This window comes from Escherichia sp. UTM R2 (assembly GCF_048593455.1).
Classification (GTDB): Bacteria; Pseudomonadota; Gammaproteobacteria; order Enterobacterales; family Enterobacteriaceae; genus Escherichia; species Escherichia coli.
This window is the reverse complement of the sequence record NZ_JBFWDY010000002.1, coordinates 3707564-3733534: the sequence shown is the minus strand read 5'-3', so window position 1 is coordinate 3733534 and position 25971 is coordinate 3707564. Positions and strand designations below refer to the sequence as shown.

The 25971-nt window shown below is 51.3% G+C and carries 23 protein-coding genes; 10 read left to right on the top strand and 13 right to left on the bottom strand.

Annotation, left to right across the window (positions count from 1 at the left end; all coding sequences use genetic code 11):
* Nucleotides 1-11 precede the first annotated feature (11 nt).
* From AB4H76_RS18990 to thpR, 12 genes are all read right to left on the bottom strand, one after another.
* On the bottom strand, nt 12-608 hold the full coding sequence (locus AB4H76_RS18990) for a fimbrial-like protein (protein WP_000553749.1): 597 nt from the start codon (nt 606-608) through the stop codon (nt 12-14).
* Between the two features lie 26 nt (nt 609-634).
* Nucleotides 635-1240, bottom strand: a complete 606-nt coding sequence (gene yadL, locus AB4H76_RS18985; RefSeq protein WP_001310526.1) for a fimbrial-like protein YadL — start codon at nt 1238-1240, stop codon at nt 635-637.
* 11 nt (nt 1241-1251) lie between these two features.
* Complete coding sequence (locus tag AB4H76_RS18980; protein ID WP_000598300.1) at nt 1252-1821, bottom strand: fimbrial protein; 570 nt, start codon at nt 1819-1821, stop codon at nt 1252-1254.
* Nucleotides 1822-1837: 16 nt separating this feature from the next.
* The gene (htrE, locus tag AB4H76_RS18975; RefSeq protein WP_077491385.1) at nt 1838-4435 is read right to left on the bottom strand and encodes a Yad fimbria usher protein HtrE; all 2598 of its coding nucleotides are present in this window, start codon (nt 4433-4435) and stop codon (nt 1838-1840) included.
* A 34-nt stretch (nt 4436-4469) separates the two neighbouring features.
* Nucleotides 4470-5210 (bottom strand): fimbrial chaperone, encoded by a 741-nt coding sequence (locus AB4H76_RS18970; protein ID WP_000465928.1) that lies wholly within the window; start codon nt 5208-5210, stop codon nt 4470-4472.
* Between the two features lie 97 nt (nt 5211-5307).
* Nucleotides 5308-5892, bottom strand: a complete 585-nt coding sequence (locus tag AB4H76_RS18965) for a fimbrial protein (RefSeq protein ID WP_000038438.1) — start codon at nt 5890-5892, stop codon at nt 5308-5310.
* Between the two features lie 369 nt (nt 5893-6261).
* Nucleotides 6262-6741: a 2-amino-4-hydroxy-6-hydroxymethyldihydropteridine diphosphokinase gene (gene folK / locus AB4H76_RS18960; protein ID WP_000215139.1), complete on the bottom strand. Its 480-nt coding sequence runs from the start codon at nt 6739-6741 to the stop codon at nt 6262-6264.
* Nucleotides 6738-8135 carry a polynucleotide adenylyltransferase PcnB gene (gene pcnB / locus AB4H76_RS18955; RefSeq protein ID WP_010723084.1) on the bottom strand — a complete coding sequence of 466 codons (1398 nt, stop codon included), beginning with the start codon at nt 8133-8135 and terminating at the stop codon, nt 6738-6740. Before pcnB ends, folK begins: the two co-directional genes overlap by 4 nt.
* Nucleotides 8136-8194: 59 nt before the next feature.
* Complete coding sequence (gene gluQRS / locus AB4H76_RS18950; protein ID WP_235837665.1) at nt 8195-9091, bottom strand: tRNA glutamyl-Q(34) synthetase GluQRS; 897 nt, start codon at nt 9089-9091, stop codon at nt 8195-8197.
* Nucleotides 9092-9157: 66 nt separating this feature from the next.
* Entirely contained in the window at nt 9158-9613 is a 456-nt protein-coding gene (dksA, locus tag AB4H76_RS18945; RefSeq protein ID WP_001155227.1) for an RNA polymerase-binding protein DksA, read from the bottom strand.
* 177 nt (nt 9614-9790) lie between these two features.
* Nucleotides 9791-10495: a DNA/RNA nuclease SfsA gene (gene sfsA / locus AB4H76_RS18940; protein ID WP_000396036.1), complete on the bottom strand. Its 705-nt coding sequence runs from the start codon at nt 10493-10495 to the stop codon at nt 9791-9793.
* Between the two features lie 14 nt (nt 10496-10509).
* Nucleotides 10510-11040: an RNA 2',3'-cyclic phosphodiesterase gene (thpR, locus tag AB4H76_RS18935; protein WP_001294693.1), complete on the bottom strand. Its 531-nt coding sequence runs from the start codon at nt 11038-11040 to the stop codon at nt 10510-10512.
* Between the two features lie 73 nt (nt 11041-11113).
* Here thpR and hrpB point away from each other — a divergent pair, with 73 nt between their 5' ends.
* From hrpB to fhuB, 6 genes are all read left to right on the top strand, one after another.
* On the top strand, nt 11114-13543 hold the full coding sequence (gene hrpB, locus AB4H76_RS18930; protein ID WP_001300640.1) for an ATP-dependent helicase HrpB: 2430 nt from the start codon (nt 11114-11116) through the stop codon (nt 13541-13543).
* 195 nt (nt 13544-13738) lie between these two features.
* Nucleotides 13739-16273, top strand: a complete 2535-nt coding sequence (mrcB, locus tag AB4H76_RS18925) for a bifunctional glycosyl transferase/transpeptidase (RefSeq protein WP_000918149.1) — start codon at nt 13739-13741, stop codon at nt 16271-16273.
* Nucleotides 16274-16492: 219 nt separating this feature from the next.
* Complete coding sequence (gene fhuA / locus AB4H76_RS18920; protein ID WP_000124421.1) at nt 16493-18736, top strand: ferrichrome porin FhuA; 2244 nt, start codon at nt 16493-16495, stop codon at nt 18734-18736.
* Between the two features lie 50 nt (nt 18737-18786).
* Nucleotides 18787-19584, top strand: a complete 798-nt coding sequence (fhuC, locus tag AB4H76_RS18915; protein ID WP_001158929.1) for a Fe3+-hydroxamate ABC transporter ATP-binding protein FhuC — start codon at nt 18787-18789, stop codon at nt 19582-19584.
* Entirely contained in the window at nt 19584-20474 is an 891-nt protein-coding gene (gene fhuD, locus AB4H76_RS18910) for a Fe(3+)-hydroxamate ABC transporter substrate-binding protein FhuD (RefSeq protein ID WP_001310529.1), read from the top strand. The genes fhuC and fhuD overlap by 1 nt, the downstream gene beginning before the upstream one ends.
* Entirely contained in the window at nt 20471-22453 is a 1983-nt protein-coding gene (fhuB, locus tag AB4H76_RS18905) for a Fe(3+)-hydroxamate ABC transporter permease FhuB (RefSeq protein WP_085452779.1), read from the top strand. The genes fhuD and fhuB overlap by 4 nt, the downstream gene beginning before the upstream one ends.
* Before the next feature lie 157 nt (nt 22454-22610).
* On the opposite strand, the gene hemL is transcribed toward fhuB, so the two are convergent.
* Entirely contained in the window at nt 22611-23891 is a 1281-nt protein-coding gene (gene hemL / locus AB4H76_RS18900; RefSeq protein ID WP_000045290.1) for a glutamate-1-semialdehyde 2,1-aminomutase, read from the bottom strand.
* 165 nt (nt 23892-24056) lie between these two features.
* Between hemL and yadX the strand changes: the two genes are divergently transcribed.
* Genes yadX through erpA form a run of 4 tightly spaced genes read left to right on the top strand, consistent with a single transcriptional unit; the run spans nt 24057 to nt 25963 of the window.
* The gene (yadX, locus tag AB4H76_RS18895; RefSeq protein WP_211180485.1) at nt 24057-24104 is read left to right on the top strand and encodes a protein YadX; all 48 of its coding nucleotides are present in this window, start codon (nt 24057-24059) and stop codon (nt 24102-24104) included.
* A gap of 11 nt (nt 24105-24115) precedes the next feature.
* Complete coding sequence (clcA, locus tag AB4H76_RS18890; protein WP_000845394.1) at nt 24116-25537, top strand: H(+)/Cl(-) exchange transporter ClcA; 1422 nt, start codon at nt 24116-24118, stop codon at nt 25535-25537.
* A 23-nt stretch (nt 25538-25560) separates the two neighbouring features.
* Nucleotides 25561-25626 (top strand): small protein YadW, encoded by a 66-nt coding sequence (gene yadW, locus AB4H76_RS18885; protein ID WP_120795373.1) that lies wholly within the window; start codon nt 25561-25563, stop codon nt 25624-25626.
* On the top strand, nt 25619-25963 hold the full coding sequence (gene erpA, locus AB4H76_RS18880; protein ID WP_001295564.1) for an iron-sulfur cluster insertion protein ErpA: 345 nt from the start codon (nt 25619-25621) through the stop codon (nt 25961-25963). The genes yadW and erpA overlap by 8 nt, the downstream gene beginning before the upstream one ends.
* Nucleotides 25964-25971 lie beyond the last annotated feature (8 nt).

Sequence of the window (25971 nt, the reverse complement as noted above, 5' to 3'; positions counted from 1 at the left end):
GTTTTTGTTTGTTATTCGTAGTAAATATCCACTAACACATGGCTCATAAGTTGACCAGATGTAACACTCAATGCAGGATCGATTTTTTGCATTCGGGTGCTAAATTTCCAGGATGAACCATTCATGTCATCCGACATTACTGGATAAACGGAACGAGATCCGCCTGAAGCATTAAGAACATTGAATGTATTCGCCGAATCCTGAGTAGAAAATATAACTACTCCTACATTACTTGCTCCTGACGAAATTTCATTAGCAAATATTTGCCTAGAGCCAGCAGCCATGACACCGCTAAGGGCTCTAAAATCAATATGTAACTGATTTAGCACATCGCCAGTTCCCTGTAATGCACAGTCGGATACAGTGATAGTGAACTCTTTTCCACCTGGTTGATAACTTTCAGGAGTAACATTACCTGAAAAATATCCCACCCCAACGACGCCAAGATCAATATTACCCTGGTTACTGATTCCGCTTTTGCAGGTGCTGTTTTTTACATTGGCAACAAGGTCAATATCCTGTCCAGCAATGGCTGGACAGGCGATGCAAAACAGTAATGACAGAAACAGAATTATTCTCTTCATCAGCTTACGTTGAGTGGGATGCATATATAGTTCCTGAATCTGTAAGTCTGTTAGTTATAGGTTACTGTAAATGTGGCTGGTGCAGAAAACTTACCCGCAGTGACATTGTTTACGGTTTTATTTTTTTCCACGACCAGGCGTGCACTCATCGGATAATAAACGACCGCATTGGCTGCAGTGGAGATTGTTACCTCTTGTGATGCTGGTGTTACACAGCTAAATTGTGTTGCACTCCCTGTTGCCGGAGTTACAGTGCTCCAGACTTCAACGGCGACAGCACTTGCTTTATCTGCGGCTGTGGAACCATTTGCAAACCCCGCACCGTCATTAGCAGTTCCCTCGCATGTGGCTCGCTTGGTTAATTTTATTTGCGCTTTTTTATTGGGGATACCCGCACAGTCTTTGAATTTGAGTTTGAATGTTTTTACTTTGGTCTTGGCATTGATTTCAGAAATATATACATCACCAAAATCAACAACAGAAATGTCCTGATCAGAGTCATTTACTAATGTAGCGGTACAAGTACCCATTTCTACAGTAGTAATAACGGTCAGTCCAATACTGTCTGTTGCCGCATAAGAGAGTACGCTGAACAATGAGGCAGCCAAAACGACACTGCTGGATAATCCATAACGTAAATTTTTAAATGTCATCATAATTATCCTTCTTATTGATAGATGAAATTAAACGTCGCCAGTGCACGAAAATTCCCCGGTACGCCTTGCCCTGCATCTGTTTCACGTAGCGCAACGGTCATTTCAAGACCCTTATCGGGCTGCATCTCGTCTGTGCTCCAGCGTATCTTTTCCGCACTGTTAGGTTTAAGGAAAGTGGCATCATCAGTAGTCCGTTTTTTGAAACCCATACCGATATTACTTGTCGTCGAAGATGAATCACCAGACTGCGGTATAATAAGCTTAGGTGAGCTTGATGATGCATTTCCGGTCAGAGTGGTATCAATCCAACTGATGCCACTGCTGCACCCACTGGCAACCAGTTTAAAATCAGCCTGAGATTCTGTCGTTTTATTCGCGATCTTATCCAGACCCATCTTAGGGATTCTCAATGTGTAGTTATTATTGCCATCATTCGTGACGTTATTACCAGTAAGTGTGATGTTACAGGTTGTCGCTTTGACAGTGGCTGTAAACTCTACATTAATATCCGTTGCAAATACTGAGGGTGATAATAATATTCCCATCAGTATCACTATTTTATGTGGCGTTGTTTTTATCATTTGACGACCCTTGTAGTTACTGAATCTGACACCGAATTCCATTCAGAATAATAGATTGTGCTATTTTTTCTGCTTCTGGGCTTTGTTGATAATGCGCAAGACAACTTACGGGTTTACTTTGTTCGAACCATTTAATGCTGATATTTCCCTGCTGCTCAATACCACGAACAAATGCTTGTCCACCCTGTCCAACATTACCAATGACATTGCCTTGCTCATCATAAATATCTGCAGCAAATGGAATATTTTTACCATCACTTCGTGTGATGTTCATAATGGCTGATTGCCCTTGCACGGTTTCAAAATCAGCAAAGACGACTGAACCCTGACGCGGTACAGCTACTGCACTGGTACTTTTTAATTCAACATCGTTCTCAAGATCGTTGATATCCAGCGCGATACGGTTTTCATGATAAGGAGAAAGAGCGCTGGTGACACCATAACCCCATCGATCGATAGTACTGTTGCCATAATTTATTCGCGCTCCTTGAGCACCTGGAGCCTGAACTACCGCCAGTGTATCGGAGTCGCTAAAACTATCATTACTGAAAGTCAGTCCACCGCTATGCAATACAAAACCACCGTCGGTGCTGAGAGAAACTTGACGGCTGTTATCGCTATTTGCAGAAATTGAACCTGCCAGCGTTCCCCATGGTGACTCATAGCTGGCATAACCCCCAACATAACTCAAATCTTTGCTGGCTTTATTCATCGTATAGCCAGTATTCACGCTATAACTGACGCGAGCGTTATCGCTATAGCCACTGCTGCTAACGTTGAGTTGGTTATTACCCTTAAAGTCACTGCTTATTTGAGTATCAATACTCTGGAAACCTGAAGTACGTTGTTCAGTGCCAAGTAATTTTTCAATTGGAATGGTGAAACTAAGATAAACGCTATCGTCAGTGTCGCCGTCTTCATTCCATGAACGCTGGGCACTGACACTGTAGCTGCCCCAGGATGTACTGTTACTGTAGCCAATAGAGTAATTGCTACGATTTTGTCCGGAAGCCCAGTAATCGGACCAACTTCCGGAAAGATAAAATGAACCGTAATCTTTTTTCTCAAATTTCAACGGTTGGTTAATACTGACCGTAACCTGATTTTTCATGCGTGAGTAATTACGCATGGATTTCGGTTCAAGATCTTGTTCGGGATGTTTCACTTCATCAATTAGAGTTAGTGCATCATTAAGACCAAGGTAATTCTGTGTCGAATAGCGATAGGCCGCGATATTCAGTGAAGTACTTGTTTCTTCGAATAACTTGTTCCAGGAAACACGATAACTTTGCCCCTGGTATGTTTTATCATCCGGGATACGAACATTGGAATGAGTCACATCGAAAGAAAATGCACCAACTGAAGTATTCAGACCAAGACCTAACAAACCAGCGGTATAGTTATTATCGGTTATCTGAATACCGGTATAACCCGTCAGATAGTTATTCAGGCCGTAGTAGTAGCTTGCTTGAAATAAATTAGGCTCATCCTGAATATCATCTTTTAAGACCTGACCGCCGCTAATATCCCAACGTCCAACGCCAGGGCGTAACATTTGAACAACGGATGAGAAAGGTTGCGAGAATGTCCGCTTTGAGCCATCGGATTCTTCGATGGTAACAATAAGATCGCTGCCGTACCCTGACGGACTCAGATCATCAATGACGAAAGCGCCTGGCGGCACCGTCGTTTCATAAATCTTATAGCCACCTTGCGTAATAGTGACTTTGGCGTTGGTATTGGCAACGCCATGAATGATAGGCGCAAAGCTGGCTAAAGTCGGAGGCAACATGCGGCTGTCACTGTATAAACGAATGCCTCGGATACTGACGGAATCAAAGGTTTCGCCCGTCGTATAAGACTCACCAAGAATGAGTTGAGAACGCAGCGAGGCGATATCACGCTGAACATACCGATTCTTAAAATCATAATTACTGCCAGAATCGGTCATCCAGTTGTAGTTGCCCGAGGCACGCAGTCGCCATGCACCTAAATTCATCCCACCGTTAAATGCAGCATAAATGCTTTCATTTTTTCGACCAGGGGTTTCACTATGATATCCGTTGAGGTTGTATGACAACATGGCCGCATTAATGCCGTTTTCCCATAACGATGGATCAACATAGTTTTGGTAATTTTTCATTACCCAGGCTTGAGGAACGTCTATATCCAGACGTTGATCGTTAACGTCATAACGAACAGAAGCCTGAGGGATAATTTCCGTCAAATTGAGGCAATTGCCGAGCGTTTCATCCCTGGCAAGCAGAACGGCTTTTTCGTTATTTATATCGGGAGAATTAATATGAAACTGCAATAAATTCTTTAATGTGATACAAGCCTGGGCGTTCTTTTTTCCTTCAATTGCGACAAATGTAATACTTTGGTTAATGATTGGTTGGTCGTTTACATAAACACTGACGTCGTAAACACCCGGTATAGCGGGGTTACCTTCACTGTACCGGCTGAGATCAATATTAGATGCATTCTGCCCCATCAGGAAGGTATGGTCATATTCAACGAGTTCAGCACTGAAAGCAGTATTGCAATACAGCAGCGCGCAAAACGTGGCGATACGGGTCAGATGATGATAATTTTTAGTATATTCTATAGTCACGCTATGCTTCCTGCGGAATTATATCCTTGCCTGATTACAGCCTGGCATTACCTTCAATTGCGCCACCAAAGTCATTAATGGCGTAAAAATGCACTTTTGCAGAATTCGCTTTGCCATTAAGGCCATTGACTTTCATGACCTCATCACTAAATGGTGCAATCATTTTCACATCAATCGGATAGCGTTTACCGCTAGCTTCTAAATCACCACTGCTAAAAGAGACGTAGTAAGGGGTTGGATTGGTCACTCGTAATGACGCCTTACCTTCTGAACCTGACCAGAACCACTTCAGGGCTAACGGGGCTTCAGAGGGATTTCCCTTCAATCCATCCGGGCGATAGAAAAGTTTTATACGTGTGCGAAATGCCAGTTGCAGCAGGCTTTGATTCGCGACCTTTTCTGCATCTGGTTTTGGTGGAACTTCCAGTACGTTAAACCAGAACACGCTCTCTCTGTCTTTAGGCAGTGAGGTGCTGGCTGTGTACATTAATTTGATTGTTTGCCCACGTTTGGCATCAATACGCGATACTGGCGGCGTAGCAGTAAAAGGGACTGTAATACTGCCAGGCTCAGCGTTGTCATCGCCAGTATCTAACCAACTCTGGACAAGCAACGGGTTATTCCCTTTATTTTCCAGACGTACGTTGACACTTTTTTGATCGCTTTTATATATTACGCGAGTACCCGAAATGACAATGTCCGCAATAGACGATGAACTAAAAGCCATACAGGTTACGAAGCATAAAGCTGTTGTATGTTTGGTGTTAAAAAACATAAACCATCCCTGATAGAGTTAATTAAAACAGGGAATAATATAAAATAGAAATTATTATTCCCTGTATATTCATTCAATCAATTTAACTGGTGAATACTTACTGATAAGTAATGGTGTATGCAGTGTTAGTTTTTACATAACCAGCAGTTGCTGTTTGGTCTGCGACGGCACGAACGTAAGACGCTTTAAAATCATAAACAGCAGATTTTGTCGTTGCATCCAGGGCTTTAGTATACACATCGCCAGGGTTGTTAATTTGAACCTGTTTGATAGTGGAACCATCAATATTGTGTAGAGCGATATTAACGCCGTCAGATGGGTTGTTAATAGACATGTCGTTGTTCAAAGTCCCTTTGCTGTTACCAAAGAAAACAGAACCGAAGGTCATTTTAGCCGTGCTACCTGGATTCGGATTTGCTTTGCTGCAGTCAACGGTGATGCTGAAAGGTTTAGCTTTAGCGCCAACGGTGTCATTCAGTACGCCAGCATCGATTTCACCAACGGTTGCGGTTTGCAGCAGGATCAGACCATCCTTGTTACCGCCGTCAACGCGGGTTTCACAGGTGTTATCAACAACCAGACCACTGATATTTAACTGACCGCCGTCCATATCAGCAGAAGCAGTACCTGCAACCATCGCCAGCATAAGACCAGACAGGGCAAAACCTAATTTTTTAGACATAAAAATCCTTTAATAAAATTCCATTAGTCAGACTACATGTTTGAAGAATGACTATTCATGACACAAATAGGAGAAACAAATGTTAGATATTAATGAGCAATGATATTTGTTACCCAAATTTACAACCATTGTTCATTAGGTCGCCTATTGTGCACTTTAGAAGCTTTTGAACAAATTAAATTTACTTAATTCAAAATTAAGTAAAAATAAGTTCACAAGTGCAATTGGTTAGGGTATGGAGATGGGATTGATATTTATTTATAGGAAGTTATATTATTTCCGCAAAGAGATGTTTAAACTAAAATCGTAATTAAGGAAAGAGATGAGATATGATTTTCAGAAAATATTTATATTCGCAATATAAATAAATTACCATTTGTTTAATTTGTCAAATGCTCTTGTATGTAAGATTTGACGCAACATCTCCCCATCAGGAAACACCAACTCCGGCGCGATTTCAAACAGCGGCCACAGCATAAATCCACGATTCTTCATATCGTAGTGCGGAACGGTCAGGCGTTCAGTATTTATCACTTCATTACCAAACAGCATGATGTCGAGATCCAGCGTGCGTGGTCCCCAGCGTTCAGCTTTGCGGACGCGACCTTGCTGCAATTCAATACGCTGTGTGTGATTGAGTAGCTCTTCAGGTGCAAGAGAGGTTTCCAGCGCCACGGCTGCGTTTAAGTAATCGGGTTGATCTTGCGGCCCCAGCGGTGGGGTGCGGTAAAACGAAGAAACGGTAAGAATGTGGCTTTCAGGGATATCGCCTAATGCTTTCAGGGCAGCATTGACCTGCTCCAGCGGAGAGGCCAGATTGCTGCCTATGGCAATATACGCCACTGTCATGCGGTACCCTCACGACGTGGTGCGCGTTTGCGTGGACGACGAGTACGACGACGCGGTGACGGTTCTTCATCCAGCTCGTTGAGCATCCCTTTTTGGTCTGGTGGCGCGGAAACCTGGAACTCACCCCACCATTTCACCAGACGCTGCAGTTCAGCGTTACGCTCAACTTCAGCTCGCAAGGCCAACAGGTCATAAGCCGCACGGAACTTAGGATGCTCCAGCAGTTTCCATGCGCGTTTACCCTGACGACGGGACATACGCAACTGCAACTGCCAGATATCGCGGGTTAACGTCGTCAGACGTTTCGGGATTGCCAGTGAACGGCAGGCTTCGTCCAGCACGTCGTTCATCGCCAGCGCAAAAGCGTCGTGATAGGTCAGGCCGCTTTCCTGGGCGATCTTCTGTGCCGTCTCCAGCAGTGGGTACCAGAACATGGCGGCAAACAGGAACGCCGGGTTCACGCGCATATCGTTATGGATACGCGTATCGGTATTCTTCAGCACCTGTTCAATGATCCGCTCCATCGGGCTGTCGCCATTTTCCGTGAAGTAGCGGGTAATGGTCGGGAACAGCGGCTGGAACAGATGATATTCACACAACAGCTTATAGGTTTCGTAACCGTAGCCCGCTTGTAGCAGTTTAAGCGATTCTTCAAACAGGCGTGCCGGTGGGATATCGTTCAGCAGGGTAGCGAGGCGAGGGATCGGTTCTGCGGTTTCCGGGCTGATGCGCATACCCAATTTGGCGGCAAAACGTACCGCGCGCAGCATACGTACCGGATCTTCACGGTAGCGCGTTTCCGGGTTACCAATCAGACGGATAACGCCGTCCTTCAGATCCTTCATGCCGCCAACGTAATCACGGACGGTAAAATCCGCTACGCTGTAATACAGGCTGTTGATAGTGAAATCGCGGCGCTGGGCGTCTTCTTCGATGGAGCCGAAAATGTTGTCGCGCAGCAACATGCCGTTTTGCCCGCGTTGGGAGGTCGTGCGGTCGCTGACGTTACCTTCGTGGTGTCCACGGAAGGTCGCAACTTCGATAATCTCCGGGCCAAACATTACATGAGCCAGACGGAAACGGCGACCCACCAGGCGGCAGTTACGGAACAGTTTGCGCACCTGCTCAGGCGTGGCGTTAGTGGTTACGTCAAAATCTTTCGGCTTTTTGCCAAGTAACAGGTCGCGCACGCCGCCGCCAACCAGCCAGGCTTCGTATCCCGCTTTATTGAGCCTGTACATTACCTTCAGGGCATTTTCACTGATATCTTTGCGGGAAATAGCATGCTGCTCACGCGGGATCACCGTCACCTGTGGACGGGCGACTGCCTGTTCAGCCTCGCTTTCCTCGCGGCTTAGCACCTTGCGGCAAAAATTAGCGACTCGGGTAAAAATAGTACACCTCGGTAGTGTCAAACATCATTCAGGACAAAAAAATAGCGGCTAATCATAGCTCAGCATGACGCATTTGAGAATGTTGAATTTACAATTGCCGACTCGGGCACGGCGGTAAGCCGCCAGTTTTTGACGGCTGACTGAAGGATTTGCTCGACGCTGAAATCCTGCCAGTGTGCTTCTGCCTGCTGCCCCAGAAATTGAAGTGCCGCGATTAGTACCGGGCGTGGATCGCCTTTCGGCAACGCAGGCGCATGATTCTGCTTGGAAAGTTTAGCGCCTTGTGGATTAAGCGCCAGCGGCAGATGAATGTAATCTGGCACTTTCCAGCCAAAAAGCTGGTACAGCGAGATTTGCCTTACTGTTGGTTCAATCAGATCAGCCCCACGCACTATTTCTGTAACGCCCTGGAAATGATCATCAACCACAACAGCCAGGTTGTAGGCGAACAACCCATCACGGCGATGAATGATAAAATCTTCCCGTGCCAGTTTTTCGTCGGCGTGAATAATGCCGCGCAGCTGGTCAGTAAATTGCGTGACCGGATGCTGCTGGCGGATACGCACTGCGGCGTTGTCTGGTCCATGATGCAACACCCGGCAATGACCGTCGTAAATACCGCCAATGCTTTGAATACGCGCACGCGTACAGGTGCAGTAATAACTTAGTCCTTGTTCATGTAACCAGGCGAGTGCTTCACGATAGGCGTCGTGACGTTGCGATTGCCAGAGAACATCGCCGTCCCAGTGCAGACCGTAATGTTCCAGCTGGCGCAGGATAGTTTCTGCGGCACCGGAAACTTCACGAGGCGGGTCGATATCTTCTATGCGTACCAGCCAGCGACCTTGCCGGGCGCGAGCCTGCAAATAGCTGCCGAGCGCGGCGATCAGAGAGCCAAAATGAAGCTCGCCGGAAGGAGAGGGGGCGAAGCGGCCAATATACTGTGTGTCTGTCATCTCTTTGAACAAAAAATAAGGCGGGAGCATTTCCCGCCTGTGGTAAACGTGATGGAACGGCTGTAATTAGCCAGCCATCTGTTTTTCGCGAATTTCAGCCAGCGTTTTGCAGTCGATGCACAGATCGGCTGTCGGGCGCGCTTCCAGACGGCGAATACCAATTTCAACACCGCAGGATTCGCAGTAGCCGAAATCTTCGTCTTCCACTTTTTTCAGCGTCTTCTCGATCTTTTTGATCAGCTTACGCTCGCGATCGCGGTTACGCAGTTCGAGGCTGAACTCTTCTTCCTGGGCTGCACGGTCTACCGGGTCCGGGAAGTTGGCTGCTTCATCCTGCATATGTGTAACGGTGCGATCGACTTCATCCCTGAGTTGATTACGCCATGCTTCCAGAATACGACGGAAGTGCGCCAGCTGGGCTTCATTCATATACTCTTCGCCCGGCTTCTCCTGATATGGTTCCACCCCAGCGATGGCGAGAATACTCAGGGACGATGTTTTACGGTTTTGCCCTTCTTGCATGTTGCTTCTCCTTAACACGCACTATCGATCCCCATGTTCGGGGGAAAAATGAGGCCGCTATAAATAGCAGATGCTTTTCCGGATAGCAATTATCTAAACGTAACACTTGACAACTGTGTGAGGAAAAGCGTATTTGCGCACGCGACCAGAATGTAAATTAACCAGTTACTTACTTTACTACAATGTAACCGGCAGTGATTTTTTAAGAGCCATGCCTTCAGCAGAAATTTCCGCTTTGTAAGCCAGAATTTCTACCCCCCTCTGTTGAGCTTCTGACAATAGTTGCGCGTATTTCTCATCGATGTGGCGCGCGGGTGAAAACCGTGTAATGGCTGAATGCAGCACGGCGAAAAAGATAACCGCACGCTGGCCTTCAGCCGCTACGCTCATCAACTCCCGAAGGTGTTTCTGACCTCGTTCAGTGACCGCATCGGGAAAATATCCCTGTTCGTTCTCCGCTAACGTAACCGATTTCACTTCAATATAGCAGTCTGGACGCGAATCCGCCTGCAACATAAAGTCAATACGGCTGCGTTCTGCGCCGTATTTTACTTCGCTTTTCAGCGAGCTATAGCCTGACAGTTCTGAAATTGATTCATTAAGGATAGCCTCTTTCGTCAACCTGTTAGCCCAAAGCGTGTTGACGCAAATAAATGCGCCGCTCTGGCTTTGAGTTAATTCCCAGGTGTGTGGGTATTTCCGTTTGGTGTTGTCTGAAGTCGAATACCAGACGGTATCGCCAGGCGTTGCACAACCGGTCATCGCACCCGTATTCGGGCAGTGTAGCGTTAATTCGCGACCATCGGGTGTGATCACATCGGCTAAAAAACGTTTGTAACGCTGAATTAGCGTCGCGCGCTGTAGAGGGGGAGAAAATTCCATTGCGACAATCCTTGTTATTGCGTTAGCGCCCAGCGTTTTAGCGGCGTGTAGCGTGTGCGTCCACGGGCAAACGAGGAGGCGTAAAGGGTGAACTCCGTCACCGCATATGACCAGTTAAAACCTGGCGGCGGGATTGTCACCGCCTCGCTGGCGTCGCGCAATAAGGTAATATGTGGATGAAACGGACGATTGCTTTGAAAACAACCGCTGCGGGCAGCCTGTGAACGGAGCATATTCGCCAGCTGGATTAAGCCGCGTGGAGGCTGACGCATCCCTAACCACACCACACGCGAACGCAGCCATTGTCCGGCGTCATCAAGCGTGAGTGTGAAACCAGATTGACGAATCCGTCCGGCTAAAAGAGAAAGCGCCTTCTCTTTCTCGGCGCTCACGTCGCCTAAAAATGCCAGAGTCAGATGCAAATTATCGGCGGCGACCGGACGTCCCGCCTCAGGTGGGAAGTGTGTGGCGCGCCAGTGGATAATCTGTTCGCGGATTTCTGCAGGTAAGTCGATAGCAAAGAACAGACGTTGCGGTTCAGACATGTGAGGCACTCGGTTATGAATTACCGCGATGCTACAATGTGGCGCGAAGAATGTTAACCCTCTGGAGCGTTTTGTGTCGTCGTTGCCCGTTGCTGCCGTCTTACCTGAATTACTTACCGCTCTCGATTGTGCGCCGCAGGTATTATTAAGTGCGCCGACCGGGGCCGGGAAATCAACCTGGCTGCCGCTGCAATTGCTGGCGCATCCCGGCATTAACGGAAAAATTATCCTGCTGGAGCCGCGTCGTCTGGCGGCGCGTAACGTCGCGCAACGGCTGGCGGAGCTGCTTAACGAAAAGCCAGGCGATACCGTTGGCTACCGGATGCGTGCGCAAAACTGCGTCGGGCCGAATACCCGCCTGGAAGTAGTTACCGAAGGCGTGCTGACGCGGATGATCCAGCGTGACCCGGAACTGAGCGGTGTTGGACTGGTGATCCTTGATGAATTTCATGAGCGCAGCTTGCAGGCGGATTTGGCGTTGGCGCTGTTACTCGATGTGCAACAAGGTCTGCGTGATGACCTTAAACTGCTGATTATGTCGGCTACGCTGGACAACGACCGCTTGCAGCAAATGCTGCCAGAAGCGCCCGTCGTCATCTCAGAAGGGCGCTCGTTTCCGGTTGAACGCCGTTATTTACCGCTGCCCGCGCATCAGCGTTTTGACGAAGCCGTCGCGGTTGCCACCGCCGAAATGCTGCGTCAGGAAAGTGGATCATTACTGTTATTTTTAACTGGCGTCGGAGAAATTCAGCGTGTGCAGGAACAACTGGCTTCGCGCATCGGCAGTGATGTGTTGCTCTGCCCGCTGTATGGCGCGTTGTCGCTGAACGATCAGCGAAAAGCGATCCTCCCGGCACCGCAAGGGATGCGCAAAGTGGTGCTGGCGACCAATATTGCTGAAACCAGTTTAACCATCGAAGGTATTCGTCTGGTGGTGGATTGTGCCCAGGAGCGTGTGGCGCGCTTTGATCCGCGCACGGGGCTTACGCGGCTGATTACTCAACGCGTTAGCCAGGCATCCATGACGCAGCGTGCCGGGCGCGCCGGGCGTCTGGAGCCGGGTATCTGCCTGCATTTAATCGCCAAGGAACAAGCAGAACGCGCCGCGGCGCAAAGTGAACCGGAAATATTACAAAGCGATCTTTCCGGTTTGCTGATGGAATTACTGCAATGGGGATGCAGCGATCCGACGCAGATGAGCTGGCTGGATCAACCGCCAACGGTGAATCTACTGGCCGCGAAACGCCTGTTACGGATGCTGGGGGCGCTGGACGGTGAACGGCTTAGTGCGCAAGGGCAAAAAATGGCAGCGCTGGGTAACGATCCGCGTTTAGCGGCAATGCTGGTTAGCGCGAAGAACGACGACGAAGCTGCTACCGCGGCAAAAATTGCCGCCATTCTCGAAGAGCCGCCACGGATGGGCAATAGTGACCTGGGCGTGGCGTTTTCGCGCAATCAACCAGCCTGGCAGCAACGTAGTCAGCAACTGTTAAAACGCTTAAACGTACGCGGCGGTGAGGCAGACAGTTCGCTTATCGCGCCGCTACTTGCCGGGGCGTTTGCCGATCGCATTGCTCGCCGCCGTGGGCAAGATGGACGCTATCAACTGGCAAACGGCATGGGAGCGATGCTCGATGCCGACGACGCGCTAAGCCGCCACGAATGGTTGATCGCACCGTTATTATTGCAGGGCAGCGCCTCGCCGGATGCGCGGATTTTACTGGCGCTACCGGTCGATATTGATGAATTAGTGCGACGCTGTCCGCAGCTGGTGCAGCAATCTGACACCGTGGAATGGGATGACGCGCAAGGTACGCTGAAAGCCTGGCGTCGGCTGCAAATCGGTCAGTTGACGGTGAAAGTGCAGCCGTTGGCGAAACCGTCAGAAGACGAGTTGCATCAGGCGATGCTTAATGGCATCCGTGATAAAGGTTTAAGCGTGCTCAACTGGACGGCGGAAGCGGAACAGCTACGCTTGCGTTTGTTATGCGCCGCAAAGTGGTTGCCGGAATATGACTGGCCTGCGGTTGATAATGAAAGTTTGTTGGCGACGCTGGAAACGTGGCTGCTGCCACATATGACCGGCGTGCATTCACTACGCGGCCTGAAATCACTCGACATTTATCAGGCACTACGCGGATTACTTGATTGGGGAATGCAGCAACGTCTGGATAGTGAATTGCCTGCGCATTACACTGTGCCGACGGGAAGCCGGATCGCCATTCGTTATCATGAAGATAACCCGCCCGCGCTGGCGGTGAGAATGCAGGAGATGTTTGGTGAGGCCACCAATCCGACGATCGCCCAGGGGCGCGTGCCGCTGGTGCTGGAGTTGCTTTCCCCTGCCCAAAGGCCATTACAAATCACACGAGATTTGAGCGCCTTCTGGAAAGGAGCGTACCGTGAGGTGCAAAAAGAGATGAAAGGGCGTTATCCCAAACATGTCTGGCCGGACGACCCGGCAAACACTGCACCGACGCGACGGACGAAAAAGTATTCGTAAGGTTGGTTTTCTCCCTCTCCCTGTGGGAGAGGGCCGGGGTGAGGGCATCAGCGCGCACGTTCACCCTCACCCTAACCCTCTCCCTCAAGGGAGAGGGGACCGATCGAGCACAAATTTTGAGAGATATCTTCTTCTGTCTTGTAACAGAAGAACAGAAAATCGGGCTTTTGCGCCTGAATATTGCGGAGAAAAAGCATGGCCGGGAATGACCGCGAGCCAATTGGACGCAAAGGGAAACCGACGCGTCCGGTCAAACAAAAGGTAAGCCGTCGTCGTTACGAAGATGACGATGATTACGACGATTATGATGACTATGAGGATGAAGAACCGATGCCGCGCAAAGGTAAGGGCAAAGGCAAAGGGCGTAAGCCTCGTGGCAAACGCGGCTGGCTATGGCTACTGCTAAAACTGGCTATCGTTTTTGCCGTGCTGATCGCCATTTACGGCGTTTATCTCGATCAAAAAATTCGTAGCCGTATTGATGGCAAGGTCTGGCAACTGCCTGCGGCAGTTTATGGCCGAATGGTCAATCTTGAGCCAGACATGACCATCAGCAAGAACGAGATGGTGAAGCTGCTGGAGGCGACCCAGTATCGTCAGGTGTCGAAAATGACCCGTCCTGGCGAATTTACCGTGCAGGCTAACAGCATTGAGATGATCCGCCGTCCGTTTGATTTCCCGGACAGCAAAGAAGGGCAGGTGCGTGCGCGTTTGACCTTTGATGGCGATCATCTGGCGACCATCGTCAATATGGAGAACAACCGTCAGTTCGGCTTCTTCCGTCTTGATCCGCGCCTGATCACCATGATCTCCTCGCCAAACGGTGAACAACGTCTGTTTGTGCCGCGCAGTGGTTTCCCTGATTTGCTGGTGGATACTTTGCTGGCGACAGAAGACCGTCATTTTTACGAGCATGACGGCATCAGCCTCTACTCCATCGGACGTGCGGTGCTGGCAAACCTGACCGCAGGTCGCACGGTGCAGGGTGCGAGTACGCTGACGCAACAGCTGGTGAAAAACCTGTTCCTCTCCAGCGAGCGCTCTTACTGGCGTAAAGCGAACGAAGCCTATATGGCGTTGATCATGGATGCGCGTTACAGCAAAGATCGCATTCTTGAGCTGTATATGAATGAGGTGTATCTCGGTCAGAGCGGCGACAACGAAATTCGTGGCTTCCCGCTGGCGAGCCTGTACTACTTTGGTCGCCCGGTAGAAGAGTTGAGCCTTGACCAGCAGGCGCTGTTAGTTGGCATGGTGAAAGGGGCGTCCATCTACAACCCGTGGCGTAACCCGAAACTGGCGCTGGAGCGACGTAATCTGGTGCTGCGTTTGCTACAACAACAGCAGATTATCGATGGTGAACTGTATGAAATGCTCAGCGCGCGTCCTCTGGGCGTACAGCCGCGCGGTGGGGTAATCTCTCCACAGCCAGCCTTTATGCAACTGGTGCGTCAGGAGTTGCAGGCGAAATTAGGCGATAAGGTAAAAGATCTGTCCGGCGTGAAGATCTTCACTACCTTTGACTCGGTGGCCCAGGACGCGGCAGAAAAAGCCGCCGTGGAAGGCATTCCGGCACTGAAGAAACAGCGTAAGCTGAGCGATCTGGAAACCGCGATTGTGGTCGTCGACCGCTTTAGTGGTGAAGTTCGTGCGATGGTCGGAGGTTCTGAGCCGCAGTTTGCGGGCTACAACCGTGCGATGCAGGCGCGTCGTTCGATTGGTTCCCTTGCAAAACCAGCGACTTATCTGACTGCCTTAAGCCAGCCGAAAATCTATCGCCTGAACACGTGGATTGCGGATGCGCCAATCGCGCTGCGTCAGCCGAATGGCCAGGTCTGGTCACCGCAGAACGATGATCGTCGTTATAGCGAAAGTGGCAGAGTGATGCTGGTGGATGCGTTGACCCGTTCGATGAACGTGCCGACGGTAAATCTGGGGATGGCACTGGGGCTGCCTGCGGTTACGGAGACCTGGATCAAACTGGGCGTGCCGAAAGATCAGCTGCATCCGGTTCCGGCGATGCTGCTGGGGGCGTTGAACTTAACGCCAATCGAAGTGGCGCAGGCATTCCAGACCATCGCCAGCGGTGGTAACCGTGCACCGCTTTCTGCGCTGCGTTCGGTAATCGCGGAAGATGGCAAAGTGCTGTATCAGAGCTTCCCGCAGGCGGAACGCGCTGTTCCGGCGCAGGCGGCGTATCTGACACTATGGACCATGCAGCAGGTTGTACAACGCGGTACGGGTCGTCAGCTTGGGGCGAAATACCCGAACCTGCATCTGGCAGGGAAAACAGGGACTACTAACAATAACGTAGATACCTGGTTTGCGGGCATTGACGGCAGCACGGTGACCATCACCTGGGTAGGCCGTGATAACAACCAGCCGACCAAACTGTATGGAGCCAGCGGGGCAATGTCGATTTATCAGCGTTATCTGGCTAACCAGACGCCAACACCGCTGAATCTTGTTCCGCCAGAAGATATTGCAGATATGGGCGTGGACTACGACGGCAACTTTGTTTGCAGCGGTGGCATGCGTGTCTTGCCGGTCTGGACCAGCGATCCGCAATCGCTGTGCCAGCAGAGTGAGATGCAGCAGCAGCCGTCAAGCAATCCGTTTGATCAGTCTTCTCAGCCGCAGCAACAGCCGCAACAGCAACCTGCTCAGCAAGAGCAGAAAGACAGCGACGGTGTAGCCGGTTGGATTAAAGATATGTTTGGTAGTAATTAACGTCTAAGCGTGAAATACCGGATGGCGAGTTGCCATCCGGTAAAATAACATCCCACCCAAAGTATTAACCCTTTCTTTTCATCTGGTTGTTTATTAACCCTTCAGGAACGCTCAGATTGCGTACCGCTTGCGAACCCGCCAGCGTTTCGAATATTATCTTATCTTTATAATAATCATTCTCGTTTACGTTATCATTCACTTTACATCAGAGATATACCAATGGCGCGTTCCAAAACTGCTCAGCCAAAACACTCACTGCGTAAAATCGCAGTTGTAGTAGCCACAGCGGTTAGCGGCATGTCTGTTTATGCACAGGCAGCGGTTGAACCGAAAGAAGACACTATCACCGTTACCGCTGCACCTGCGCCGCAAGAAAGCGCATGGGGGCCTGCTGCAACTATTGCGGCGCGACAGTCAGCTACCGGCACTAAAACCGATACGCCGATTCAAAAAGTGCCACAGTCTATTTCTGTTGTGACCGCCGAAGAGATGGCGCTGCATCAGCCGAAGTCGGTAAAAGAAGCGCTTAGCTACACGCCGGGTGTCTCTGTTGGTACGCGTGGCGCATCCAACACCTATGACCACCTGATCATTCGCGGTTTTGCGGCAGAAGGCCAAAGCCAGAATAACTATCTGAATGGCCTGAAGTTGCAGGGCAACTTCTATAACGATGCGGTCATTGATCCGTATATGCTGGAACGCGCTGAAATTATGCGTGGCCCGGTTTCCGTGCTTTACGGTAAAAGCAGTCCTGGCGGTCTGTTGAATATGGTCAGCAAGCGTCCGACCACCGAACCGCTCAAAGAAGTTCAGTTTAAAGCCGGTACTGACAGCCTGTTCCAGACTGGTTTTGACTTTAGCGATGCGCTGGATGATGACGGCGTTTACTCTTATCGCCTGACCGGTCTTGCGCGTTCTGCCAATGCCCAGCAGAAAGGGTCAGAAGAGCAGCGTTATGCTATTGCACCGGCGTTCACCTGGCGTCCGGATGATAAAACCAATTTCACCTTCCTTTCTTACTTCCAGAACGAGCCGGAAACCGGTTATTACGGCTGGTTGCCGAAAGAGGGAACCGTTGAGCCGCTGCCGAACGGTAAGCGTCTGCCGACAGACTTTAATGAAGGGGCGAAGAACAACACCTATTCTCGTAATGAGAAGATGGTCGGCTACAGCTTCGATCACGAATTTAACGACACCTTTACTGTGCGTCAGAACCTGCGCTTTGCTGAAAACAAAACCTCGCAAAACAGCGTTTATGGTTACGGCGTCTGCTCCGATCCGGCGAATGCTTACAGCAAACAGTGTGCGGCATTAGCGCCAGCGGATAAAGGCCATTATCTGGCACGTAAATACGTCGTTGATGATGAGAAGCTGCAAAACTTCTCCGTTGATACCCAGTTGCAGAGCAAGTTTGCCACTGGCGATATCGACCACACCCTGCTGACCGGTGTCGACTTTATGCGTATGCGTAATGACATCAACGCCTGGTTTGGTTACGACGACTCTGTGCCACTGCTCAATCTGTACAATCCGGTGAATACCGATTTCGACTTCAATGCCAAAGATCCGGCAAACTCCGGCCCTTACCGCATTCTGAATAAGCAGAAACAAACGGGCGTTTATGTTCAGGATCAGGCGCAGTGGGATAAAGTGCTGGTCACCCTGGGCGGTCGTTATGACTGGGCAGATCAAGAATCTCTTAACCGCGTTGCCGGGACGACCGATAAACGTGATGACAAACAGTTTACCTGGCGTGGTGGTGTTAACTACCTGTTTGATAATGGCGTAACACCTTACTTTAGCTATAGCGAATCGTTTGAACCTTCTTCGCAAGTTGGGAAGGATGGTAATATTTTCGCACCGTCTAAAGGTAAGCAGTATGAAGTCGGCGTGAAATATGTACCGGAAGATCGTCCGATTGTAGTTACCGGTGCCGTGTATAATCTCACTAAAACCAACAACCTGATGGCGGACCCTGAGGGTTCCTTCTTCTCGGTTGAAGGTGGCGAGATCCGCGCACGTGGCGTAGAAATCGAAGCGAAAGCGGCGCTGTCGGCGAGTGTTAACGTAGTCGGTTCTTATACTTACACCGATGCGGAATACACCACCGATACTACCTATAAAGGCAATACGCCTGCACAGGTGCCAAAACACATGGCTTCGCTGTGGGCTGACTATACCTTCTTTGACGGTCCGCTTTCAGGTCTGACGCTGGGCACCGGTGGTCGTTATACTGGCTCCAGCTATGGTGATCCGGCTAACTCCTTTAAAGTGGGAAGTTATACGGTCGTGGATGCGTTAGTGCGTTATGATCTGGCGCGAGTCGGCATGGCTGGCTCCAACGTGGCGCTGCATGTTAACAACCTGTTCGATCGTGAATACGTCGCCAGCTGCTTTAACACTTATGGCTGCTTCTGGGGCGCAGAACGTCAGGTCGTTGCAACCGCAACCTTCCGTTTCTAATTTCTCTTTTGGGGCACGGATTTCCGTGCCCATTTCACAAGTTGGCTGTTATGCAGGAATACACGAATCATTCCGATACCACTTTTGCACTGCGTAATATCTCCTTTCGTGTGCCCGGGCGCACGCTTTTGCATCCGCTGTCGTTAACCTTTCCTGCCGGGAAAGTGACCGGTCTGATTGGTCACAACGGTTCTGGTAAATCCACTCTGCTCAAAATGCTTGGCCGTCATCAGCCGCCGTCGGAAGGGGAGATTCTTCTTGATGCCCAACCGCTGGAAAGCTGGAGCAGCAAAGCGTTTGCCCGCAAAGTGGCTTATTTGCCGCAGCAGCTTCCTCCGGCAGAAGGGATGACCGTGCGTGAACTGGTGGCGATTGGGCGTTACCCGTGGCATGGCGCGCTGGGGCGCTTTGGTGCGGCAGATCGCGAAAAGGTCGAGGAAGCTATCTCGCTGGTTGGCTTAAAACCGCTGGCGCATCGGCTGGTCGATAGCCTCTCTGGCGGCGAACGTCAGCGGGCGTGGATCGCCATGCTGGTGGCACAGGATAGCCGTTGTCTGTTGCTCGACGAACCGACCTCGGCGCTGGATATCGCCCACCAGGTTGATGTGCTGGCGCTGGTGCACCGTTTAAGTCAGGAGCGTGGCCTGACGGTCATTGCCGTGTTGCACGATATCAATATGGCGGCACGCTACTGTGATTATCTGGTCGCCCTGCGCGGTGGTGAAATGATTGCTCAGGGAACGCCTGCGGAAATTATGCGCGGCGAAACCCTCGAAATGATTTATGGCATCCCGATGGGTATTTTGCCGCATCCGGCGGGTGCTGCACCTGTGAGTTTTGTTTATTGATGAGCGGCTTACCTCTTATTTCGCGCCGTCGACTGTTAACGGCGATGGCGCTTTCTCCGTTGTTATGGCAGATGAATACCGCCCACGCGGCGGCTATTGATCCCAATCGTATTGTGGCGCTGGAGTGGTTGCCGGTGGAATTACTGCTGGCGCTCGGCATCGTACCTTACGGTGTGGCGGACACCATCAACTATCGCCTGTGGGTCAGCGAACCACCATTGCCGGACTCAGTAATCGACGTCGGTTTGCGCACAGAACCTAACCTTGAACTGCTGACCGAAATGAAACCGTCGTTTATGGTCTGGTCGGCAGGATATGGCCCTTCACCAGAAATGCTGGCACGTATTGCGCCGGGGCGTGGATTTAACTTCAGCGACGGCAAACAGCCGCTGGCGATGGCGCGTAAATCACTGACGGAAATGGCAGATTTACTTAACCTGCAAAGCGCAGCAGAAACGCATTTAGCGCAATATGAAGACTTTATCCGCAGCATGAAACCCCGCTTTGTGAAGCGTGGTGCACGCCCGTTATTGCTGACGACGCTTATCGATCCGCGCCATATGTTGGTCTTCGGTCCAAACAGCTTGTTCCAGGAAATTCTTGATGAGTACGGCATCCCAAATGCCTGGCAAGGAGAAACCAACTTCTGGGGCAGTACCGCCGTCAGTATCGATCGTCTGGCAGCGTATAAAGACGTTGATGTGCTCTGTTTTGATCACGACAACAGCAAAGACATGGATGCGCTAATGGCAACCCCGCTGTGGCAGGCCATGCCGTTTGTCCGCGCCGGACGCTTTCAGCGCGTACCTGCAGTCTGGTTTTATGGTGCGACGCTCTCGGCAATGCACTTTGTGCGCGTTCTGGATAACGCCATCGGAGGTAAAGCGTGAGTAAACGAATTGCGCTTTTTCCGGCGTTATTGCTGGCGCTGTTAGTGATTGTCGCTACGGCGCTCACCTGGATGAACTTCTCGCAGGCGCTGCCGCGTAGCCAGTGGGCGCAGGCTGCCTGGTCGCCGGATATTGACGTCATCGAGCAGATGATTTTTCACTACAGCTTGTTGCCGCGTCTGGCGATTTCGCTGCTGGTGGGCGCGGGCCTGGGGCTGGTGGGCGTGCTGTTTCAGCAAGTGCTGCGTAACCCGCTGGCGGAACCGACGACGTTGGGCGTTGCTACAGGCGCGCAACTGGGGATTACCGTCACTACGCTCTGGGCGATCCCAGGTGCTATGGCGAGCCAGTTTGCTGCGCTGGCAGGGGCTTGCGTTGTTGGCTTAATTGTCTTTGGCGTCGCGTGGGGGAAACGGCTGTCGCCGGTAACGCTGATTCTCGCGGGGCTGGTAGTGAGCCTTTATTGTGGGGCAATCAATCAGTTACTGGTTATCTTCCATCATGACCAGTTGCAAAGCATGTTCCTGTGGAGCACCGGAACGCTGACGCAAACCGACTGGGGCGGCGTTGAGCGTTTATGGCCGCAGTTGCTGGGCGGCGTGATGCTGACGTTACTGCTACTTCGTCCGTTAACCCTGATGGGGCTTGATGATGGCGTGGCGTGCAATCTCGGGCTGGCCTTGTCGCTCGCGCGTCTGGCGGCGCTGTCGCTGGCGATAGTCATCAGTGCGCTGCTGGTGAATGCGGTAGGGATTATCGGCTTTATCGGGTTGTTCGCGCCGCTGCTGGCAAAAATGCTGGGGGCGCGGCGTTTGTTGCCACGGTTGATGCTGGCGTCGCTGATTGGTGCGTTAATTCTGTGGCTTTCTGATCAAATCATCCTCTGGCTGACTCGCGTGTGGATGGAAGTTTCCACCGGTTCGGTCACTGCGTTGATCGGTGCGCCGCTGCTACTGTGGCTGCTGCCGCGTTTACGGAGCATTAGCGCGCCGGATATGAAGGTCAACGATCGTGTCGCGACTGAACGCCAACATGTGCTGGCGTTTGCCCTCGCGGGCGGCGTGCTGCTGTTGATGGCTGTGGTAGTGGCGCTGTCGTTTGGTCGTGATGCGCACGGCTGGACGTGGGCGAGCGGGGCGTTGCTCGAGGATTTAATGCCCTGGCGCTGGCCGCGAATTATGGCGGCGCTGTTTGCGGGCGTCATGCTGGCGGTGGCGGGCTGTATTATTCAGCGGCTGACCGGAAACCCGATGGCAAGCCCGGAAGTGCTGGGGATTAGCTCCGGCGCGGCGTTTGGCGTGGTGTTGATGCTGTTTCTGGTGCCGGGTAATGCCTTTGGCTGGCTGTTACCTGCAGGCAGTCTCGGCGCGGCGGTGACGCTGTTGATCATTATGATCGCCGCCGGCCGCGGTGGATTTTCCCCACACCGCATGTTACTGGCGGGGATGGCGTTAAGCACCGCGTTCACCATGCTTTTGATGATGTTGCAGGCAAGTGGTGACCCGCGAATGGCGCAAGTGCTGACCTGGATTTCCGGTTCGACCTACAACGCGACCGATGCGCAGGTCTGGCGCACCGGAATTGTGATGGTGATTTTGCTGGCGATTACCCCGCTGTGCCGCCGCTGGCTGACCATTTTACCGCTGGGTGGTGATACCGCCCGAGCCGTAGGAATGGCGCTGACGCCGACGCGAATTGCGCTGCTGCTGTTAGCGGCTTGCCTGACGGCGACCGCGACGATGACTATTGGACCGTTGAGTTTTGTTGGTTTAATGGCACCGCATATTGCGCGGATGATGGGTTTTCGACGGACGATGCCACACATCGTAATTTCGGCGCTGGTGGGTGGTTTACTGCTGGTGTTCGCTGACTGGTGTGGGCGGATGGTGCTGTTTCCGTTCCAGATCCCGGCGGGGCTGCTGTCGACCTTTATCGGCGCGCCATATTTTATCTATTTGCTGAGAAAGCAGAGCCGTTAATTTTTCCATATAACGGCCCTGTACGCCTGGACGGATAAAGCGTTTACGCGACAACGGATGCCCGATGCGACGCTGGCGCGTCTTATCGGGCCTACAAACGGCCCCGAATCGTAGGTCGGATAAGGCGTTCACGCCGCATCCGACAAACCATGCTGGATCACAACTTCGCAAACACCCGACGTGCAGCATCGATGGTGTTATTGATATCTTCCATGCTGTGCGCCACGGACATAAAGCCCGCTTCAAACGCTGACGGTGCCAGGTAAACACCTTCGTCCAGCATCATATGGAAGAAACGCTTAAAGCGTTCCACGTCACAGGCCATCACATCCTGATAGCACGTCACGGACTCGGCGTCGGTAAAGAAAATACCGAACATGCCGCCAACGTGGTTAACGACCAGCGGAATTCCGGCTTCTTCTGCCGCTTCCAGCAGACCTTCTGCCAGACGTGATGTCAGCTCATCCAACGTTTCGTGAACGCCCGGCTGCGCGACTTCATTCAGACAGGCGAAACCCGCTGCCATCGCAATTGGGTTACCGGAAAGCGTACCCGCCTGATAGACCGGACCCGTCGGGGCCAGCGCATCCATTACATCACGACGACCACCGAATGCGCCTACCGGCATTCCACCGCCGATGATTTTGCCCAGGCAGGTGAGATCCGGTTCCACACCGTAATAATCCTGTGCGCCAGCCAGTGCCACGCGGAAGCCGGTCATTACTTCATCGATGATCAGCAATGCGCCAAATTCGTCGCACAGCGCACGCAGACCTGGCAGGAACTCTGGCAGCGGTGGAACGCAGTTCATATTGCCTGCCACCGGCTCGACGATAATACAGGCAATCTCTTGCGGGTATTGCTCAAACGCGGCGCGTACAGAAGCCAGATCGTTATAAGTACAGGTTAAGGTATGTTTGGCGAAATCTGCCGGAACGCCCGGCGAGTTTGGCTGGCCTAACGTGAGTGCGCCAGAACCGGCTTTCACCAGCAGGCAGTCAGCGTGACCGTGGTAACAACCTTCAAATTTAATAATTTTGTCGCGACCGGTAAAACCACGGGCCAGGCGGATGGCGCTCATTGTCGCTTCAGTGCCGGAGTTCACCATGCGCACCATATCCATGGTCGGGACCAGTTCGGTCACCAGTTGCGCCATTTTCACTTCCATTTCGGTTGGTGCACCAAAGCTTAAACCACGCTCGGCGGCTTCAATCACGGCATTGCGGATCGCCGGATGGTTATGGCCCAGCACCATCGGCCCCCAGGAACCGACATAATCGATATAGGCTTTGCCATCAACATCGTACAGATAAGCGCCGTCCGCTTTTTCGATAAACAGTGGAGTGCCGCCCACGCCAGTAAAGGCGCGAACAGGGGAGTTCACACCGCCAGGGATCAGCTCGCGCGCTGCGCTGTAAAGATTTTCAGACTTACTCATGGAGGGTTCCTGATTCGTAGAAAAAGTGAATGGCTGCTATTCTATGTTATTCATAACAAGTTAAATACTCGTCAAACATCAGGCTGCTTGTACTGGTGCAATCCTGATTTCTTAGAGTATAAAAGTTTTGTGCATTTGAAACATTACGCTTTGCAAAGGATTTTCATGGAACGTGCGAGTAAAATGCCGTCATCTTATTTGTATGACCAATAAGTGATCATTGGATGAAAACTGATACTCCCTCTTTAGAAACACCGCAGGCCGCGCGCCTGCGACGCAGACAACTGATTCGCCAACTTCTTGAGCGCGATAAAACCCCGTTAGCCATTTTGTTTATGGCGGCTGTCGTCGGCACGCTTGTCGGGCTGGCAGCGGTTGCTTTTGACAAAGGTGTCGCCTGGTTGCAGAACCAACGTATGGGGGCGCTGGTACATACTGCTGATAATTATCCGCTTCTGTTAACCGTCGCTTTTCTCTGTTCGGCGGTGCTGGCGATGTTTGGCTACTTTTTGGTGCGCAAATACGCGCCGGAAGCAGGTGGTTCGGGGATCCCGGAAATTGAAGGGGCGCTGGAAGATCAACGTCCCGTTCGCTGGTGGCGTGTATTGCCGGTGAAGTTCTTTGGCGGGCTGGGGACACTCGGCGGAGGCATGGTGTTGGGGCGCGAAGGGCCAACCGTGCAGATCGGCGGTAACATTGGCCGTATGGTGCTTGATATTTTCCGCCTGAAAGGTGACGAAGCTCGCCATACGCTGCTGGCAACCGGTGCTGCTGCGGGGCTGGCTGCGGCCTTTAACGCGCCGCTGGCGGGTATTTTGTTTATTATCGAAGAGATGCGTCCGCAGTTTCGCTATACGTTAATTTCGATTAAAGCGGTATTTATTGGTGTCATTATGTCGACCATTATGTACCGGATTTTTAATCATGAAGTTGCGTTGATTGACGTCGGTAAACTTTCTGATGCGCCGCTTAATACGCTGTGGCTTTATCTGATCCTCGGTATTATTTTTGGCATTTTCGGCCCTATTTTTAATAAATGGGTGCTGGGGATGCAGGATTTGCTGCACCGTGTGCACGGCGGCAATATTACCAAATGGGTGCTAATGGGCGGTGCGATTGGCGGTCTGTGTGGATTGCTGGGGTTTGTGGCACCAGCAACGTCGGGCGGCGGTTTTAACCTGATTCCTATCGCTACCGCGGGGAATTTCAGCATGGGAATGCTGGTGTTTATCTTCGTCGCGCGGGTCATTACCACCTTACTCTGCTTCTCTTCCGGCGCGCCGGGCGGTATTTTTGCCCCGATGCTGGCGCTGGGTACTGTGCTGGGAACCGCTTTCGGAATGGTTGCCGTTGAGCTGTTTCCGCAATATCACCTTGAGGCGGGGACGTTTGCTATTGCCGGAATGGGGGCATTACTGGCGGCATCTATTCGCGCGCCGTTAACGGGGATCATTCTGGTTCTGGAGATGACCGATAACTACCAGCTCATTTTGCCAATGATTATTACCGGTCTTGGCGCAACACTATTAGCGCAATTTACCGGCGGGAAACCGCTATACTCGGCGATTCTTGCGCGCACGCTGGCAAAACAGGAAGCTGAGCAACTGGCGCGAAGCAAGGCCGCATCAGCCAGCGAGAATACTTGAACGAAATACCAGGGTATTAGATAATGGCGATTATTATTGGGTTAGAATTTGCCCAATTGCCGATGTCGTTTGGAGCAAAATATGAGTGATGACGTAGCACTGCCGCTGGAGTTTACCGACGCAGCAGCCAACAAAGTTAAAAGCCTGATCGCTGACGAAGATAACCCGAATCTGAAATTACGCGTGTATATCACCGGTGGCGGTTGCAGCGGCTTCCAGTATGGTTTCACCTTTGATGATCAGGTGAACGAAGGCGATATGACCATCGAAAAACAGGGCGTTGGCCTGGTGGTTGATCCGATGAGCCTGCAATATCTGGTCGGCGGTTCCGTTGATTATACCGAAGGTCTGGAAGGTTCTCGTTTCATCGTGACCAACCCGAACGCGAAAAGCACCTGCGGTTGCGGTTCTTCCTTTAGTATCTAATCTGTTGT

Excerpts from the sequence above, each read along its gene's own strand:
- fhuC (WP_001158929.1), top strand. The coding sequence starts at position 18,787 with ATGCAGGAATACACGAATCATTCCGATACCACTTTTGCACTGCGTAAT.
- mrcB (WP_000918149.1), top strand. The coding sequence starts at position 13,739 with ATGGCCGGGAATGACCGCGAGCCAATTGGACGCAAAGGGAAACCGACG.
- hemL (WP_000045290.1), bottom strand. The coding sequence starts at position 23,891 with ATGAGTAAGTCTGAAAATCTTTACAGCGCAGCGCGCGAGCTGATCCCT.
- fhuD (WP_001310529.1), top strand. The coding sequence starts at position 19,584 with ATGAGCGGCTTACCTCTTATTTCGCGCCGTCGACTGTTAACGGCGATG.
- gluQRS (WP_235837665.1), bottom strand. The coding sequence starts at position 9,091 with ATGACAGACACACAGTATATTGGCCGCTTCGCCCCCTCTCCTTCCGGC.
- AB4H76_RS18990 (WP_000553749.1), bottom strand. The coding sequence starts at position 608 with ATGCATCCCACTCAACGTAAGCTGATGAAGAGAATAATTCTGTTTCTG.
- clcA (WP_000845394.1), top strand. The coding sequence starts at position 24,116 with ATGAAAACTGATACTCCCTCTTTAGAAACACCGCAGGCCGCGCGCCTG.
- sfsA (WP_000396036.1), bottom strand. The coding sequence starts at position 10,495 with ATGGAATTTTCTCCCCCTCTACAGCGCGCGACGCTAATTCAGCGTTAC.
- AB4H76_RS18970 (WP_000465928.1), bottom strand. The coding sequence starts at position 5,210 with ATGTTTTTTAACACCAAACATACAACAGCTTTATGCTTCGTAACCTGT.
- dksA (WP_001155227.1), bottom strand. The coding sequence starts at position 9,613 with ATGCAAGAAGGGCAAAACCGTAAAACATCGTCCCTGAGTATTCTCGCC.
- folK (WP_000215139.1), bottom strand. The coding sequence starts at position 6,741 with ATGACAGTGGCGTATATTGCCATAGGCAGCAATCTGGCCTCTCCGCTG.
- AB4H76_RS18980 (WP_000598300.1), bottom strand. The coding sequence starts at position 1,821 with ATGATAAAAACAACGCCACATAAAATAGTGATACTGATGGGAATATTA.
- fhuA (WP_000124421.1), top strand. The coding sequence starts at position 16,493 with ATGGCGCGTTCCAAAACTGCTCAGCCAAAACACTCACTGCGTAAAATC.
- AB4H76_RS18965 (WP_000038438.1), bottom strand. The coding sequence starts at position 5,892 with ATGTCTAAAAAATTAGGTTTTGCCCTGTCTGGTCTTATGCTGGCGATG.
- thpR (WP_001294693.1), bottom strand. The coding sequence starts at position 11,040 with ATGTCTGAACCGCAACGTCTGTTCTTTGCTATCGACTTACCTGCAGAA.
- yadL (WP_001310526.1), bottom strand. The coding sequence starts at position 1,240 with ATGATGACATTTAAAAATTTACGTTATGGATTATCCAGCAGTGTCGTT.
- erpA (WP_001295564.1), top strand. The coding sequence starts at position 25,619 with ATGAGTGATGACGTAGCACTGCCGCTGGAGTTTACCGACGCAGCAGCC.